This window comes from Candidatus Leptofilum sp. (assembly GCF_965223285.1).
Classification (GTDB): domain Bacteria; phylum Chloroflexota; class Anaerolineae; order Promineifilales; family Promineifilaceae; genus Leptofilum.
This window is the reverse complement of record NZ_OZ244997.1, coordinates 183,078-200,810: the sequence shown is the minus strand read 5'-3', so window position 1 is coordinate 200,810 and position 17,733 is coordinate 183,078. Positions and strand designations below refer to the sequence as shown.

General features: G+C 53.2%; 5 protein-coding genes and 1 pseudogene. 4 read left to right on the top strand and 2 right to left on the bottom strand.

Annotated features, from left to right (window positions below; genetic code table 11):
• Nucleotides 1–69: 69 nt before the first annotated feature.
• Nucleotides 70–1,842, bottom strand: a complete 1,773-nt coding sequence (locus ACOQPU_RS01385; RefSeq protein ID WP_420643347.1) for a PA14 domain-containing protein — start codon at nucleotides 1,840–1,842, stop codon at nucleotides 70–72.
• Nucleotides 1,843–2,617: 775 nt separating this feature from the next.
• On the opposite strand from ACOQPU_RS01385, the gene ACOQPU_RS01380 reads away from it, so the two are divergent.
• Both ACOQPU_RS01380 and ACOQPU_RS01375 read left to right on the top strand, forming a co-directional pair.
• Nucleotides 2,618–12,916, top strand: coding sequence for an SdrD B-like domain-containing protein (locus tag ACOQPU_RS01380; protein ID WP_420643346.1), 10,299 nt, complete (start codon nucleotides 2,618–2,620; stop codon nucleotides 12,914–12,916).
• 55 nt (nucleotides 12,917–12,971) lie between these two features.
• Nucleotides 12,972–15,710, top strand: a complete 2,739-nt coding sequence (locus tag ACOQPU_RS01375; RefSeq protein WP_420643345.1) for a C25 family cysteine peptidase — start codon at nucleotides 12,972–12,974, stop codon at nucleotides 15,708–15,710.
• A gap of 13 nt (nucleotides 15,711–15,723) precedes the next feature.
• Here ACOQPU_RS01375 and ACOQPU_RS01370 read toward each other — a convergent pair whose 3' ends face one another.
• Nucleotides 15,724–16,458, bottom strand: a complete 735-nt coding sequence (locus ACOQPU_RS01370) for a CPBP family intramembrane glutamic endopeptidase (protein ID WP_420643344.1) — start codon at nucleotides 16,456–16,458, stop codon at nucleotides 15,724–15,726.
• Between the two features lie 201 nt (nucleotides 16,459–16,659).
• Between ACOQPU_RS01370 and ACOQPU_RS01365 the strand changes: the two are divergent.
• Both ACOQPU_RS01365 and ACOQPU_RS01360 read left to right on the top strand, forming a co-directional pair.
• Nucleotides 16,660–17,034, top strand: a pseudogene (locus ACOQPU_RS01365) (nuclease-related domain-containing protein); the annotation flags it as partial.
• A 72-nt stretch (nucleotides 17,035–17,106) separates the two neighbouring features.
• Nucleotides 17,107–17,733, top strand: coding sequence for an FHA domain-containing protein (locus ACOQPU_RS01360; RefSeq protein WP_420645883.1), 627 nt, complete (start codon nucleotides 17,107–17,109; stop codon nucleotides 17,731–17,733).

The following is a 17,733-nucleotide window of genomic DNA, read 5'->3' as shown; positions in this document are numbered from 1 at the left end:
GTAAACAAAATTTCCCGGAAAACGCACGCCTGAACAAGTTGGCGCATGCATTTTCCGGGAAATAAGATGTTAGCTTCCTAAAACGGGCAAGCTAGGGAAGGTTGCGCTGTTACTGATGTAATATGCATTCATCCAGCCTACCGTACCGTTCGGCAGCCGCAGTTTAAGCCAAGTTGTGCTGCTATTCCGCCCCAGTAAGGTGACGGTTGTGCCAGAGGGAACGGCCGTAATCACCGGGAAACTCACCCCAGGTCCCGTCCTTACATTGACATAATAAGCGTTCAGGATCGACCCGGTGCCACTGGCAGGCGTTGGTGTGGGAGTCGTACCCTGCCAGACTGGCATGTTGGCAATGCTTACGTTTGTATGCAGATAGTACGATTTACCACTGACCCATGCCTTGGTGCCGTCTGACATATTAATTTGCACCCAGTTGGCATCAGCGTTTCGGTAACCCGTCAGGTTTACGGTTTGGTTTCTCACCAACGTGGTAATGATGCTGTACTGAATGCCCGGTCCCGTGCGAATGTTCAGATAAGCACTCACCACTGTTCCGGTTCCGGCCGTTGGCCCAGGCGTAGCGGGGGTTGTTGGCGTGGTAGAGATGGGTGTCCAGCTCACCTGCACCTGCGCACCGCCCGTTGCTTCATAATATTCCACCTGTAGCGGAGTCGAGCCGCCGGGCAAATCAATTTCGCCGCTGTACGTTGTTGGCACCTGGTCTTTCCAGCCGTTGATAATGAGCTGGCCGTTTACCCACATCCGCACGCCATCATCTGCTGTGGCGGTGAAGCGGTAGCGGCCTGCGGCAAAGTTCAGCGTCCGGTTCCAGCGAGCGGAGAAGTTGTCACTGGGAACGGCCGTTCCCGGCGATCCACTCCCCCAGTTAAAGTTAACCTGGCTTTCGTTGCGGGTAAGAACCGGTGAACCGCTGAGCGTCTTGTTGTTGAAATATTGTCCTGTCCAGTTGCCCGAACCACTTAATTTCACCCAGCTCAGTTTCGCAACCGCGCCCCCCACGTTTTCAAAATACTCCATCTGGATGGGGATGCTGCCGTTGGGCAGATCAATTTCTGCCGAGTAGCTGGTATTGCCATTCACCCACTGGTTAATGATGAGCTGATTGTTTACCCAAAGCCGTATCCCGTCATCCACTTGGGCAGTAAAGCGGTATCGTCCCGACTCGAAGTTCAGGCTGCGCGTCCAGCGTGCCGAAAATTGGTCGGCTACAACCGTTGCGCCGGGGGAGCCAACGCCCCAGTCGAAGTTTATGCTGGCATCGTCACGAACCAATACCGGATTGCCGCTGAGGCTCATGTTATTGAAATATTCACCCTTCCAGTTGGCAATAGGAACCGGAGCTGTGCCGCCAACGGCCGTCCACGACAGTTTAGCCACCGCCTTCCCCCCAGCTTCATAATACTCCACCTTCACGCTGTGGTTGCCAGCATTCAAATAAACATCTGCCGACAGTGAATGCACCTGGCTATCCCACCAGGAATCGATGATCAGCACATTATCAACGTAAACGCGCATCCCATCGTCAGTGGTAGCTGTAAAGCGGTAACTGCTGGATGTGGGAAAGTTAATGCTGCGCGTCCAGCGGGCCGAAAATTGATCCTTGTCGATGATGGCGTCTGGCGTGCCATCCCCCCAATCGTTGTTTAGCTCCGCCTCATTACGTACCAAAACGGGCGAGCCAGACAAGGTTTTGTTGTTCCAATAAGTGGCCTGCCAGCTAGAATCTGCCGCTTGCAGCGAGTTGGCCGGAACAAAGACCAACAACCCTCCTAGCAGCATCATGGCGGCCAGAAAAACCAAAATAAATCGTTGTTTCTTCATGATCCACCTCATATGTGCCTGGTATATGTATCAACCAGGGCAAAAAGTATATTAGTAATGTCGCGTTCAGCGCGATTTTTGTAACAGTTAAATATGATAGACACACAAATTGAGGGAGTTGACAGGTGAAGAACGTTGCTCGGAAATTAGATGCCGACTGCCTCAGCAAATCTTATTCAAATTATTGCCCACAATTGTAAAAATTACCCGATGAAATGTCACCGAAACGGCCGTCAAAAAGCACGTTTTTGCTACGCTAATAGCTATACACGGTTAGGACATCACATTCAAAACGAATAGCCAATAATTGTGCTTGTGTGCCATTCGCAATTGTCTGAGGGAATCTTTCTCCTATTTTCAAATTCAAGCCCGATTTCAGGAACTTTTTACTGCTCCCCTTTCCATTCCAGTGAGCCATTACTTACCGTAATTAACGGCCGTTTCCACACACAAACAGTAACTTTCAGTGGGTTGGGAAAATAGTCCCTTCACCCTCCTTTGTCAGTTCTTCTGCCAGAAAATCCACCTAATTTCCAGAGTAAGGAGTCTAGTTACCCCCACATATTTATTTACCAATTATCAATAATATTACACTGAAGTCTGGAGCAGCTGCCCAATGAATTCTAACTTGGAATATATTACAAAATTTTCCCTGAAATGCAGGATAATAACCCGTTGGCGGTTGGTGATCCTTATTGGATTCCTGTTTTCTTTTCACTCTCTATGGCTGAATCAGGTTCGCGCGGCCAATCCAGATGGAGATCTTCGGATTGAAATGCTGGCGGCACCTAATCTTGTTGTAGATTCTAATGTAGAGTCACCTTCAACTTATGCGCCAGAATCGGCAACGATTGGGGCAAAATTTTGTAACGATGGCACTAATCCGCTGACGGATGTGTTTGCCTATATTGGCGACTTTGATCCTAATGGCGATCTCAACGGTGCAGATAGTACACCCGGTAGCTATCCTTCAAGAACCCACACTGGTTTGACGGGCACCTTTGCTCTGAAACATGAGGGAGGCAGTGCTGGTGCTAATGATGCCCGCCGCTATGTAGGAACCTTAGCACCGGGCAGTTGCCAGACACAATATTGGCTGCTGAGCTACCCGCGCTTGGATGATAATGGTAATACGGTAACAGGCGGCGTCAAACCAGATGATGATTTATGGTTGGAATTTGACGTATGGGCAACGGCCGATGACAGTGGCGCGGCTCTTGCTGCTGACCAGACGCTCATTGTCACCATGCGGAATGAAATTTCGGCCGCGGCCAACAAGATTTGGCCCAACGGTGATAACAAAGTGCCAGACATCTATAAAGATGCTATTGATGAGTTGCTTGGTTGGGATACGGTTACACCAACTGGCGGAACGGATGTCTATCCTGGGGATACGGCCGTTCTTCAGGGCGTCTGGTATGATCTGGGTAATGTCGGGGCTGGTTTTGACAATGATGGGGATCTGATTCCCGATAAAAATGCCTGGATGCAGCCCGTGGGTGACCCCAATAACTATGATCCAGGCTGCTTCCGCCTGGTGCGAACTTATGGCATTGTTATTGTTAAGCTGCAAGGGGGCGGTGAATACCTGATCCCATTTGTAGACCAACTCTACTTTCAAGACATTCCCGACAATACCGGTGCGGTTGGCCTTGTTTTTTACGAATATGCGGCTCTCGATGGCGTCTGCATGGCTAGCCTGACGCCCTATCAGGAAGTAGCGTCAGGGTTTGACAATGAAAAATTCAATGGCGATTATGGGCATCACATCCCACCACTGATCAGCCGGGAGCCAACAGTGACCCTGGACAAGCAGGTTGATCAAGCTGTAGTTGGCCCAACGCTGCCGGTCACGCTGACCTATACGCTGGAAATTTCCAATACGGGCCCTGTGAGCGTAGGCGATCCTAATCTGGGGATTCCTCTGGTAATTCAAGATTCGATCCCTCCGGGAACCAGCTACATCGCTGGAACTGCGGCCGTTGGCAATACGCTGCCTGCTGGGGTAACCAGCTACACGGTCTTGTATTCCACCGACAATGGCAATACCTGGAGCCAGACCGAGCCGCCAGCGGCATCTGTTACCGATCTTCAATGGTGGCTGTCTGATGAGTTGGCTGCCGGTGAGGGAGGAAATGTTACGTTTCAGGTGACTGTCCCGACTTCTTATATGGGTGCAATTGTGCCCAATACGGGCCAGCTCAGCTTTGGCTATGCCTTACCGTTTGCCGAGGATACGGCCGTTACCCGAATTGCTGGCGTTAACCAAATTGGTGACACCGTGTTTGCCGATGATGGCAGCGGCGGGGGCAGCCAGGGCAACGGCATTCAGGATGGCACAGAAGCAGGCATCCCTGGCGTTACCGTCTCTCTGTATTACGATGAAGATGGAGATGGCGTTGGCGATTATTTGCTGGAAACAGACACGACAGACAGCAGCGGTAATTACTTGTTTACGAATCTGGCAGACGGCCGTTACGTGGTTGAAGTCGCTCCTGCCGATGCCGCTCTACCAACCGGCTATGCACCAACAACGGAAACCAGTATGCCTGTCAGCTTAGATGTGGCCAACAGCGATCCCAATCCAGTTGTTTATCTAGATGCGGATTTTGGTTTTTCTCCCGCGTTGATACTAGAAAAGAACCTGACCTCACCTCCGCCTGCCTACGAAGGCCAAACAGTAACCTACAGCATAGAGGTAACCAACGCTATGCCAGATGGGAGCTTCCAGCCGGAATATTGGGCAACTGCTGCTATTGCAGGCTCTGAGTTTGAGGCCACAGTGGCCGATAATGCCAACAACATCCTGGACGAGCCAGATAACTCCGTAAACAGCCATATCATCGACTGGCCAGACAATCTGACATTTGATGGTATGGTGAAGGGTACCGGGTTCCAGGTGGGTAGCTGCGGCACTATCGTGCGTGTAGAGGCACTGTACCAGATCGCACTGGATGGCTCGTTGAGTAACGATTACTTGCGGGGCACGGTGCAGCTCAATGGCACAGATTGGTATAATTTCACCATCGACACAGCCACAGCCAACAGCTATGCACCGCCAACGGGGGGCGGTTTGCTGGCGGTTGATATTACCAGCAGCAACGCTGGGCACACCGGCAGCGTGACGGATTGGGCCACCTGGGACAATGCCCCAGCCAACGAATTGCAGTTAGCCATCGGTGGCGAAAAGCTGACCAATGCCGATCGTGTTGGTCTGCTGGTTGACGCCATTGGTGTACGGATCACCAACGACGGCAGCAGCTGTAGCTCATTTACCTCAGACACGGTGCTCAATCCTGTTCCCCTGACTGACACCTATGATCCCACCAAGTTATCGTTTGTATCTGCCGATCTGCCGCCGACCAGTGTGAACGGCGGCACGGGTACGATTACCTGGAGCAATGTTGGCCCAATCAACCCCGGCGAGACGCAAACCATTAATCTGACCTTTGACGCGCTGGAACCGACTGGCAGCGTAGCTGAAACGATTACCAACACGGCGACGGTCATGAACGCCTACTTTGTTAATGGCTTGCCTGCCAACGATGCGACTGATGATGCCGTTACCACCCTGGAACCAACCGGTTCCATTGCTGGTATGGTGTGGAGTGAGGGCAGCGGAGGCAGCAGTGGCTGGATTGGTGGCAATGGCTTCGAAGGCGTCGATCTGGCAGCGCCCAATGTCACTGTTGAGCTGTACGGCTGCACCAACGGACTTGGTACCCTGCTGGATCCGGCTACGGTCAATACTAACCAAAACTGTACCAGTGGAGGCGGTGCTGGCAACAACGGCACCTGGGAACTGCTGGCTACCACAACCACAGACAGCAACGGGGATTATTTGTTCGAGGGCTTGCTTGACGGCTTCTACACCGTCTTGGTAGATGACGCGACGCTACCCAGCACGGCCGTACAAACGGCCGAAGCGGGCACGGCCAGCACCAACCAGGCCAGTGGCGGCCGCACCTGTAGCGGTGACTGTGACGATCGCTGGGGCGATCTCACGCAAGACCTGAGTCTGACCTTCTTTAACCCCATCGATACCGCCGGGGAAAATATCACCAACGTCAACTTTGGCTACACTGTCAATCCGGCTATCTTTGGCGTCATTTGGGAAGATAGCAATGGGGACGGTGTCCGGGATACCGGAGAGGATGACCTGGGTGCTGGTATTACGATCACTCTGACCGATAATTTGGGCAATACAACAACAACCGTGACTCTGGCCGATGGCAGCTATGAGTTTGCCAATCTGACCGCCGGGAACACCTATACCGTCACCGTTTCTGCGGGCACGCTGCCGGGCAGCGGCTGGAGCAATACGGCCGATCCGGATGGCACAACCGATGATCAATATGTGGTTGGTACGCTTGTCGCTGGTGAAATTTCCGGCTCCCATGATTTTGGCTACCATCAAACTGGAACGGCCGTAATCGGTGACACTATCTACTATGATTGGGACGGCAACGGCAGCCAGGATTCTGGCGATGAAGGCATTCCCGGCGTCACTGTGTCTCTTTATGAAGACAGTAACGGGGACGGTGTGTTAGATACCGCCGATGATGCCTTTATCACGAGTGACGTCACCAACATCGACGGGAATTACACCTTCAGCAACTTGCCCGCTGGCGATTATATTGTTGTTACCGAAATGCCTGCCGACACTATTGCCACCGGTGACCCTGACGAAAGTGGTCAATGCACCGTTTGTGATTTGCATGGGGCCTCTACCGGCCTCACCGCTGGCAGCACAGACGACACTTTGGACTTTGGCTTTTTGCCGCTGGGCGATGGCGTCATTGGCGACACAGTCTGGCTAGACAGCAATGGTGACGGCATTCAATCTGGCGTGCAAGAACTTGGTTTGGCCAACATCACAGTTGAGTTAATGGCCGATCTCAATGGCGATGCCTCCTTTGATCTAGTCTTGACGACAATTACGGATGCAAACGGCAACTATCTATTTGAAAATCTGCCAGATGGCGACTATCAAATAGAGGTTGATCTTGCCGATCCTGATTTGCCTACAGACGGCATTGGCAATGCATATGTGCCTACCACCAACACCCGCTATGACATTGCCCTCAGTGGCGGCAGCTACCTGGACGCCGACTTTGGCTTTGCCCCGCTGGGCGCCATTGGCGATACGATTTATTGGGATGCCAACGGTGACGGCGAATATGATTGGAATGAAGCTGGAATTCCTGGGGTGGTCATTACGCTGACAAACGCGTCAACGCAAACGCTGGTAATTGATGGCGTCTCTTATCCGCCAGGTGCGGTCATCACGACGACCACTACCGATGGCGACGGCCGTTATTTGTTCGACGCCTTACCTCCGGCAGAGTATGGCGTAACTGTAGGCCCCATTGCCGGATCACCGCTATTGACGGGCGATCCAGAAGCAGACGGCATACCCTGCACCGAGCCAACTGCTGTTGGCTGTGACGGTGCCACCACGGTGACCATCGATTATGGCACCAACTTTATGGGGGCAGACTTTGGTTACCAATCCCCTGGCGCCTTTGGCGATTACGTTTGGTTTGACCAAAATAGCGACGGCGTTCAGGACGCCGGTGAAATTGGTATTTCCGGCGTGGTTGTCACGGCCACTACCGGAGCAGACGTTACAGTTGGCGGCATTAACTATCCCACTGGCACAACCATTACCACCACCACAGATTATGATGGCTATTACAGCTTTGATAATTTGATCAGCGTGGGCAGTTCGGCGGTGTGGACAGTTACCGCTGATACCCCGGCAAATATGAGCCCTACGTATGATGCAGACGCCACGGCCGATGCCAACACCACGGTAACAATTGATACCAGCGGCACAATTACGGCCGTTGGCGGCACGGCCTGCACGGATTGTGCTCTCACCGTTGATTTTGGCTTTGAGATAGTGGGACCCTACGCACTCACGGGCTCTGTCTGTTTAGAAGATGACACCAGCAGCAACCGAATTTGTGGCGACGGCACAGACCAGCCTGTTGGTAGCTATCAGGTCTATTTGTACAACGACGGCGGGATGTATTTGGGAACCACCCTGACCGATCCCAGCGGCGTTTACACCTTCACCAACCTGATAGATGACACTTATTACGTAGCTATTGGCAATACCCTGCCGCCGCTGGATACGGCCGACTTGGTCACCACGGCAGCCGATACGCCAGCTACAACGATTACAGAAAACGTCAGCAGTGTTTACCAGACAGTAATAGTGGATGCTACTACTACCGCCAATGATGGCGGCAGTGATCCCAACATGGTTGAAGGGGTCGATTTTGGTTATCTGTCTTTGGTCGATTTTGACTTTGGCGATTTGCCCCAATCCTACAACACAACGCTGGAGGGTAATCCCAGCGGGCCAAGGCATGAAGTGGCGCCTTCACCCGCGCTTTACCTGGGTACCCAGCCGCCAGATAGTGAACTTAATGGTGTGCCCGATCCGGCAGCCAGCAGCGACGGCAGCGATGAAGATGGCGTTACCCCCATCAACATTCAGGGTTGGACCGACGGCACTGATGGTGGTTCGGTCAGCGTGGTTGTGAACGGCGATGGGTGGCTGGTTGGTTGGATCGATTTCAACGACGATGGCGATTTGACCGACAGTGGCGAGATGATCATCGACCAAGTGGTGACTACAGGGACACACACATTCACCTTTGATATTCCAACCGGCTCCACCGCTGGCGCTACGGACTTTTACGGCCGTTTCCGCCTCTTCCCGGCACAGCCAGCCCTTTCGGCTCTGGCTTATACGGGACCATCATCTTCCGGTGAAGTTGAGGATTACAACTGGCTTACCAGTGAAAACCCGGTGATTGGCATCGCCAAAGATTTGACAGATGTTAGCGGAAATGGTGATGGCTCTTACACCATCACCTACACGCTAGCCGTGGAAAATCTGGGTGATGTTCCCTTGCAAAATGTGCAGGTGACAGACACGCTTAGCGACACGTTTGCCACGGCCGACAGCTACGCCGCTGTCAATATTAGCAGCGACCTGTTTACGGTGAATTACCCTGGCTACGATGGCAGCAGTGACGTGAATCTGCTTTCCGGCAGCGACAGCCTGGCGCTGAACACCACGGCCCAGATTACCCTAACGGTGGTTATCACGCCGGGAGGTAGCCTTGGCCCATTCAACAACACGGCCCTGGCCAGTGGCGATAGCCCTGGTGGAACGCCTACGCAAGACACATCCGACGACGGCACCGACCCCGATCCAGATGGCGAGGGCGACCCGGACGAGCCTGGCGAAAATGATCCCACCCCGCTGCTGTTTGCGGCGGTCAGCGGACATGTTTTTGAGGACACCAACGGCAACGGCACGCAGGATGTTGGTGAACCAGACTTGCCTAATATTGATGTTGTGATCACAGATGTGGACGGCAATACTCAGACTGTAACCAGCGATGCCAATGGCGATTATACGGCCGTTGTGCCAGCGGGAAGTACCACAGCAAATGTGGATGAAACCACGCTGCCAACTGGATACGTGCAGACCGCCGGGGCAGACCCAACAACGGTAACGGCCGTTGCGGGCAGCACTACAGATATTGGCGATGACGGTTACCAGCCGCAAGGCACCGTTTCTGGACATCTTTACATCGACAGCAATGGTAATAACACCCAGGATAGCGGCGAGCCAGACCTGGCCAATGTCAATATCATCATTACAAACACCTTTGGCGTTACGCAAACGGTTGCAACTGATATAAATGGCGATTGGAGCGCCACTGTACCGGTGGGCAGCACCACAGCCGATGTTGATGAAACCGATCCACAATACCCAACCGGCTACACCCAAACTGAAGGCGCTGATCCCACAACGGTAACAGCCGTTGCTGGTACCGATACATCCGCAGGCAATGACGGTTACTATTTACCCGGCACTGTTTTTGGTCACCTTTACCTTGACACGAACGGTAATGGTACCCAAGATACGGGCGAACCAGACCTGCCCAATGTCGATGTTATTGTGACCAGCAGCACTGGGGTTACGCAGACGGTAGCTACCGACGCTAACGGAGACTGGACGGTTGATGTGCCGCCCGGATCAACCACGGCCGATGTTGATGACACCGATCCGCAATATCCAACTGGCTACAGCCAAACCGAAGGCACGGATCCAACGACGGTAACGGCCGTTGCTGGCAGCAACATAAACGCGGGCAACGATGGCTATTATCAGGCAGGGACCATCTTTGGTCATCTCTATATTGACAGCAATGGCAACAATACCCAGGATACAGGTGAGCCTGATCTGGCCAATGTTGATCTGATCATTACCGAAAGCAATGGCATTACCCAGACTGTGACCACTGACGCCAATGGGGACTGGAGCGCAACTGTACGACCCGGTAGCACCACGGCCGATGTCGATGAAACAGACACAGATTATCCAACCGGATATACCCAAACGGAAGGGACAGACCCCACAACAGTAACGGCCGTTGCCGGTAGCAGCATAAATGCGGGCAATGACGGTTACTATCTACCTGGCACCGTCTCAGGTCATCTCTATATCGACACCAACGGAAATGGCACACAGGATGCTGGTGAACCCAACTTGGCTAACGTAGACCTGACTATCACAGATAGCAATGGAATCACGCAGACGGTCACGACAAATACGGGCGGAAATTGGATCGCTACGGTACCACCTGGCACCACTACGGCTGATGTCGATGAAACAGACACAGATTATCCAACGGGCTATACCCAAACCGAAGGGACAGATCCTACCACGGTAACGGCCGTTGCCGGATCGGACACCTCTGCTGGTATTGATGGCTACCATTTGCCTGGCACTGTCTCTGGACACCTGTACCTCGATAGTAATGGCAACGGCATCCAGGATGCTGGTGAGCCAGACCTAGCCAATGTAGACATCATTATTACTGATAGTAATGGCATTACCCAAACGGTTTCAACTGACGCCAATGGTGATTGGATGGCCACCGTGCCGCCCGGATCAACGACGGCTGATGTTGATGAAACCGATCCACAATATCCAACCGGCTACACGCAAACTGAAGGCACGGATCCAACGACGGTAACGGCCGTTGCTGGTACCGATACGTCCGCAGGCAATGACGGTTACTATTTACCCGGCACTGTCTCTGGGCACCTGTACATCGACACCAACGGCAACGGCACCCAAGATGCGGGTGAGCCAAATCTGACCAATGTGGATGTGGTGATCACCAATAGTAACGGCATTACCCAAACGGTAACCACCGATGCCAACGGCGATTGGATTGCCACTGTACCGCCCGGCAGCACCACAGCCGACATTGACGAAACTGATCCAGACTACCCGACTGGCTCCACCCAGACAGAAGGTACGGATCCTACCACAGTAACGGCCGTTGCGGGCACAAATACACCAACCGACATTGACGGCTTTTACCTGCCTGCCTCAATCGGCGATCTGGTTTGGCACGATAGCAACAGCAACGGCATTCAAGATGGTGGCGAGCCGGGCCTGCAAAATGTGACCGTGAATCTGTATGACGGCACAGGTGCGTTCGTGATCAGTAGCAACACCAACGCCTCTGGCATTTATACCTTTACCAACCTGATACCCGGTGATTACTACCTGGAGTTTGTGCTGCCATCGGGCTATGCCTTCACTTACGCCGATAACAGCGCTTCTGATTTGAACGATTCAGACGCAAATCCGGCGACCGGGCAGACGGCCGTAACCACCCTAACCGCTGGCGAAAATGATCCCACCTGGGACGCGGGCTTGTATCAAACTGTCCGTTTGGGCAATCGTGTTTGGTTCGATGTGAACAACAACGGCCGTCTCGATGCAGGTGAACAGCCGATACCGGGCATCCTGATGGAACTGCTGGACGGCGTTGGCAATCCAGTCATTTCACCAATGACAGGGCAGCCAATCACAACAATCACAAGTGCCGATGGCGTCTATCTCTTCGAGAATTTGCCCCCCGGTGATTACATTGTGCGCGTGGCAGAAAGCAACTTCGATGAGTGGACGGACCCGCTGTACGGTTTTGTGAGCAGCCAGAACGATGTCTCGCCAGACCCAACTGTTGATCCTGACAGTAACGAAAGCGACGTAGACGACAACGGCCGTAACAACCCAGACCCGGCCAACGGCGGCATTGTTAGCTACCCGGTCAGGCTCACCGTCGGTGGTGAACCCACCAACGAAGGTCAGGATGAAGACGGCAGCTATGCCAACAACAGCAGCAACCTGACCGTAGACTTTGGCTTCTTCGAGCTGCTGACGCTGGGTAACTATATCTGGCTAGACAACAACGAAAACAGCCGCATCGACAGCGGCGAGCCGGGTGTGAACGGCGTGGTGATCTGTCTGCTGGATGGCAATGGCAACCCCGTGCGCCATCCGGTGACCAACCAACCTATCAGCACGACTACGAATCAGGCTGGCTTCTACCAGTTCACCAACCTGTACCCCGGCGAATATCAGGTGCTGGTTGGCGCAGAAAACTTCCAAGCTGGCGGTGCGTTGGAAGGGTATTGGAGCAGCCCCGGCGCGGTAGACCCGGATGATAATTCAGATATCGACGACAACGGTCTGGATGAGGTGGAACCGTGGCAAACGGGCATTGTCAGCGACCCAGTGCGGCTGGATTATGATCTGGAACCAGACAACAATGACGACACCGACGACAACGACAACACCAACCTGACGGTGGATATGGGCTTTGTGGGCACGCCAACGGCCGTTACCCTCACCTCCTTCACCGCCACCAACCTGGGCAACCAGCGGGTGCGCATTAGCTGGATAACGGAATCAGAAGTGGATAACTTTGGCTTCCGTATTTACCGCAGCAGCAGCAACAGCTTTGGCAGCGCCACCGAGGTTCATTTTGAACCAACGGCCGTTCCCGGCGGCAGTGGCCCCGGTGCCAATTACAGCTACACAGACACAGTTCCCGGCAACGGTACTTACTACTATTGGCTGGTGGATGTGGAGACTGGCGGAGCCACCGAAGTGCATGGCCCAATCACGGTTGAAGTAACGCCATTTATCAACATCTACCTGCCGCTGGTCATCGGCGGCAATTAGGAATGCGTTGTTGTAGTAGGGGCGGCTCGCGAGCCGCCCCTACCACTTGGCGTTTATGAAACACGGCCGTTTTCTCATCTTCCTCCTCACGCTTGTTCTTCTGATTTGGCAGGGCAAACCGACTTACTCATCTGCTTCGGTTGCCAGCCCAGAGCCGGAAATCACGCTGCTGCCCGACGGGATTCACATTGTGTGGTCCACGCCCGAATTGGTAGAAGCAGCCTTGCCAGACGGCCGTCCCGCCTTAACGCTACCCAACTTCAACGATGACCTAACAGCCTCGTTGCTGCTTGCCTTGCCCCCTGAGGCAAAGCCAACGGTGGTTTACGAAGAAAGTGGGGTGGGGGAACGGCCGTTTGCTGCCAGCCAACTGGCAACCTCTGCGGCTTCTGGCCCTGTTATTAGTCTGGATGAGGTGGGCGTGCTGCGCGGCGTGCGCCTGGCGCGGCTTACCTACCGCCCGGTGCAGTTGCAGGGGGATGAATTGCGCGTAGTCAGTATGGTTGAGGCAACAATCCAGTTCAATGGGCCGCCAAATCTGGCTCGCCCTGCCGCCGCCGAGCTTGATTCGCTGCAAACGGCCGTTGCCAGCCAAATCATCAATCCCAGCCAGCTAACCATCAGCCCCGCCACAGGTGCGCCTGCCAAGCCAGCGGCACCAGACCCAACTGTCTTTATTGAAGTAGCGGAACCGGGCATTACGGCCGTTACCTACACCAATCTGCAAGCCGCTGGCTTCCCCGTTAGCAGCGTGAATCCAGCCAACTTGCAGCTTTGGCAAGATGGCAATCCGCTCCCAATCGACTGGTTTGGCGATGGGGATGCCCAGTTCGAGGCGGGAGAATCGTTTCGCTTTTATGCCGCGCCCCTGTTTAGCCGTTGGCAGCAGCACGATGTTTATACCCTCACGGCAGGAAGCAGCCCTGGTAGCCGCATGAGCAGCCAAAACGGTTCTCCATCTGGATTAATAGCCGGGTCGCTGACGCTAACGGCCGTTGCCGAGCAAAATAATTTGTACACACCCGACTGCATTTGTGGTCAGTTGCCCGCCGGGCGGGACGGCGACCGCTGGGTGTGGGAAGATTTGCGCCAACCGGGACGGCCGTCGGCCAGTTATGCCGTCGAATTACCTTATGTCAATAAAAATCAGGCAGCCGAGCTAACCATGTGGGCAATTGGCTTCACCAGCCTCGACGCCAGCCCAGACCATCGCCTGAACCTCAATTTCAATGGCAGCGGGGTGGGCAGCATCAGTTGGGATGGCAAAACGGCCGTTACCCGCACCCTCACCCTGCCAGCTAGCAGCTTGCAAACTAGCAGCAGCCTCAACTTGTCCATTCCGAGCGTGCCGGGCGTGAGCATTGATGGTCTTTGGTTAGACGCTTTTGCCGTACAGTACAGTTACGATAGCACCCAAATTGATGGCGACGAGCAGTTATTTGCAGAAGGTGCCAGTGCACGTCGTGCCTACACGGTCAATGTGGGCAATGGCACTGGCCTGCGATTGTACGATGTGTCCAACCCTGCCGTCCCCACCGTTTTGAGCAATACAACTTGGCAAAACGGCCGTATCACCTGGGGCGATCCCGATGGGGCTGGGCATAGCTATCTTGTCAGTAAGAACAGCAGCCTAAACGCGCCTGCCACTGTTCGCCTGCCGCGTTCGCTTCCTGCTGGCAGTGCAGATGTCATCATCATTAGCCACGCCAGCTTTATGCCTGCGCTTACGCCGCTAGTCAGTTTGCGGCAAAGCCAGGGCTTATCTGTGAAGGTCGTAGATGTCCAGGCAGTGTATGATGGGTTTGGCAACGGCCGTATCACCCCCGAAGCAATCCGCAACTATTTGAGCCACCTGTACCACAACGGCAGCCTGCCCCCAACCTACGTGCTGCTCGTCGGTGATGGCACCAGCGACCCCAAGCAATATCGGGACGATTCGCAACCCACTTGGCTACCGCCATACTTAGCCGCTGCCGATCCCTGGATAGGCGAAGTCGCTGCCGACAATCGCTTCGTCACTGTGGATGGGGAGGATTTGCTGCCAGACATGATCATTGGCCGTTTGCCGGTAAACAGTTTGGCAGAGGCGCAAACTGTCGTGACCAAGATTATAGAATACGAAACGAAACCGTTTTTTGGGGATTGGAACGGCCGTATCACCTTCATTTCCGACAACACCGACGCCGCAGGTAATTTTGCCGCCCACTCAGCGAGCCTCCAGCAAAATTATGTAGAGGCTCCATGGCAACCAGCTACTATTAACTACAATCCAGCCACCACGTCAGAAACGGCCGTGCAAACTCAAATTCAGCAAGCGTGGCAAAGTGGGCAGGGGCTCATGGTCTACACCGGCCATTCTTCCATTCACCAATGGGGGGCTGAACGCTTTTTCCATCTGGACGATGTGGCCAATTTGCAAAATGGGGGGCGATTGCCCGTCTTGCTACAGATGACGTGCTTTACCGGTTCCTTTGCTCAACCATTTTGGGATACGCTGGATGAATCTTTGTTGCGTCATCCAAACGGGGGTGCGGTAGCCGTGTGGGGAGCTACCGGGTTAGGCGTGGGCACCGGGCATGATGCGCTGGCCAGCGGCTTTTTGCAAACAGTGATTGGGGCAGATGAGGTGCAGGTAGGAGCGGCCGTCCTTGCCGGGAAGCTCAATCTCATCACCAACAAACCCGCTCATCAGGATTTGCTGGATACCTTTACCCTCTTTGGCGACCCAGCCACCCAATACAACACGGACTTTTGGGCGGGTATCCCCACTTATCTACCGCTTGTCAGACGCTAAACGATTTCCCAAGCTAGCCGAAAAATTGGGCGATGGTGCCAAAAACGACATTGTTCAGGGCATGAGCAAAGATGGGTAACCACAGCGATCCACTTTTTTCGTACAGCCACGCCAGCAGAATACCCAAGGTAAATGCGCCAATAATTTGCAGCGGGATGAAGTGAAATATCCCAAACAGGAGTGAGCTTACCAGAATTGCTGCCCACATGCCCAGCCGATTTCGCAGTACGTTGTGGATAAAGCCCCGGAAAAATATTTCTTCCCAAAGCGGCACCAAGGTAGAAATTAGCAGCACAGACACGATCATGGCAGCTGGCTCGTCAAACACGAGCATGTTGCTGAGTGTTTCGCTGCCTGCGTTAAGAATGGGAAAGGTAACTGAAAGCCAATCTAGCCCGATGGCGCGAACCACGCCCACCCCAATGCTTAACAGGGTGGCAAGGCCCAGCCATCGCCGCGAAACCGAACTAAATCCCAAATCGCGCAGAGAATGTTTGTGCAACAAGGCATTGGCTAACAAAATTGAGCCAATTCCCGCTACGGTGCTGGTTAGCACAGTTACTGCCGTGATCGTAAGGATAGAGGCGTTGGCTGCTAGCAAAACAACCACCGCAATTTGCGAAGCCACATACATGGTGATGAAAAGTGTCATGATGGCCACAGCACTCCACCGATTCCACAGCCGCAACGGCCGTTCCACTAGCATCGGTTCGGTAGATTCAACGGGATTGGTTATGCTATCAGACATGCACATTCTCCTGAAATAGTGGTAAAGACGACGAGAAACGGCCGTCCCCTGAATTACGCCCTGATCATCCTCAAAAATGCTTAAAATGCGTCTAATTTCACCAATTGTTAAGCAAATGAAAATCAATTGATCAAACCTCAAGACAGCTGCCAATTCAAACAGAGAATATGCTATACTCATTTTGTGCCAAAAACATAGATAATGGAGGAAAGCGTGTCTGTATCGTACTATTTGCATACCCCACTGCCAGATAATTCAAACGAGTGGCCCGCGATTTCACGATTGGGTCGGTTAATGCAGCGCCATTTTGGGCAAGACCAAGATGAATACACCCTTGTGTTTAATATTGATCCTGGTGAGAAAATCATAACAGCTGAGGGTAAAAAACTGACGCAGATAGAAGCATTACTCATTGGGCCTAAATTCGTTTCTATTATTGAGTTGAAAAACTGCTATGAAGTCCTCCGAGCGAATTCACTTACAGGTACCTGGGTTTGCGGTAATTATGAGCTCCCAGGTGGCAACACGCGAAATCCATTTTTGCAAGTTCAATATGCGCGACAAATTTGGTCTGGCTATTTGGCTGAAAAGTGCGCGTATCATTTTCCTGGATTTCAACTTGATGAATGGCGGAAACGTTGGGAGCATTTGAGTGTTTTTCTATTATTTGTGCCTTTTTTGCATCCAGACTCAACCTTACCGCCTCTTGAGAAAGCAGCAGGCTGGTTGAACATCGGCGGCATAAACAAGTTGCCAGATTTTGCGTTTCACACCCGGTCTGAACGTCTTGGATTGGCACCCGGAACGGTCAAAACCATTGTGACGGATATTTTGGGGGCCAAGCCGTGGGCAAAGCTGCCGAGCGTGCTGGATGCGCAAATAGGGAACCTCTATATAGCTGAACCAGAACGGCCGTTGCTGCGGATACCGCTCTACCAATATGATGATATTTCAATCGGCCGTTCGGCGACGCAGCTAGTTAAAATTTATCGAGAGTTACGGCGCATTAGCAAGGCGCACACCCGGGTGGAAGTGCAAAATGGTCAGGTTGCTTTATACGATGTAAGCAGTAAAAATGGCACATATGTGAAGGTGAACGGCCGTTTCCAAAAAGTGGCACCTGGGTATGTTTTGGCTGAAAATGAGAGAGCCTTACTAGGTTCAAAAACGAGCAAAAAAGCCGTACAAATCTGGTATAAATTGCACACGCAAGCAGCTGTAAACACCGCCGACACCAGAACAGTGTTCGGCACTCTGGATACTCAAGATCGATGA

What these genes read in the sequence shown, in the direction of transcription:
- ACOQPU_RS01385 (WP_420643347.1), bottom strand. Translation starts at nt 1,842, where the DNA reads ATGAAGAAACAACGATTTATTTTGGTTTTTCTGGCCGCCATGATGCTG.
- ACOQPU_RS01380 (WP_420643346.1), top strand. Translation starts at nt 2,618, where the DNA reads ATGCTGGCGGCACCTAATCTTGTTGTAGATTCTAATGTAGAGTCACCT.
- ACOQPU_RS01375 (WP_420643345.1), top strand. Translation starts at nt 12,972, where the DNA reads ATGAAACACGGCCGTTTTCTCATCTTCCTCCTCACGCTTGTTCTTCTG.
- ACOQPU_RS01370 (WP_420643344.1), bottom strand. Translation starts at nt 16,458, where the DNA reads ATGTCTGATAGCATAACCAATCCCGTTGAATCTACCGAACCGATGCTA.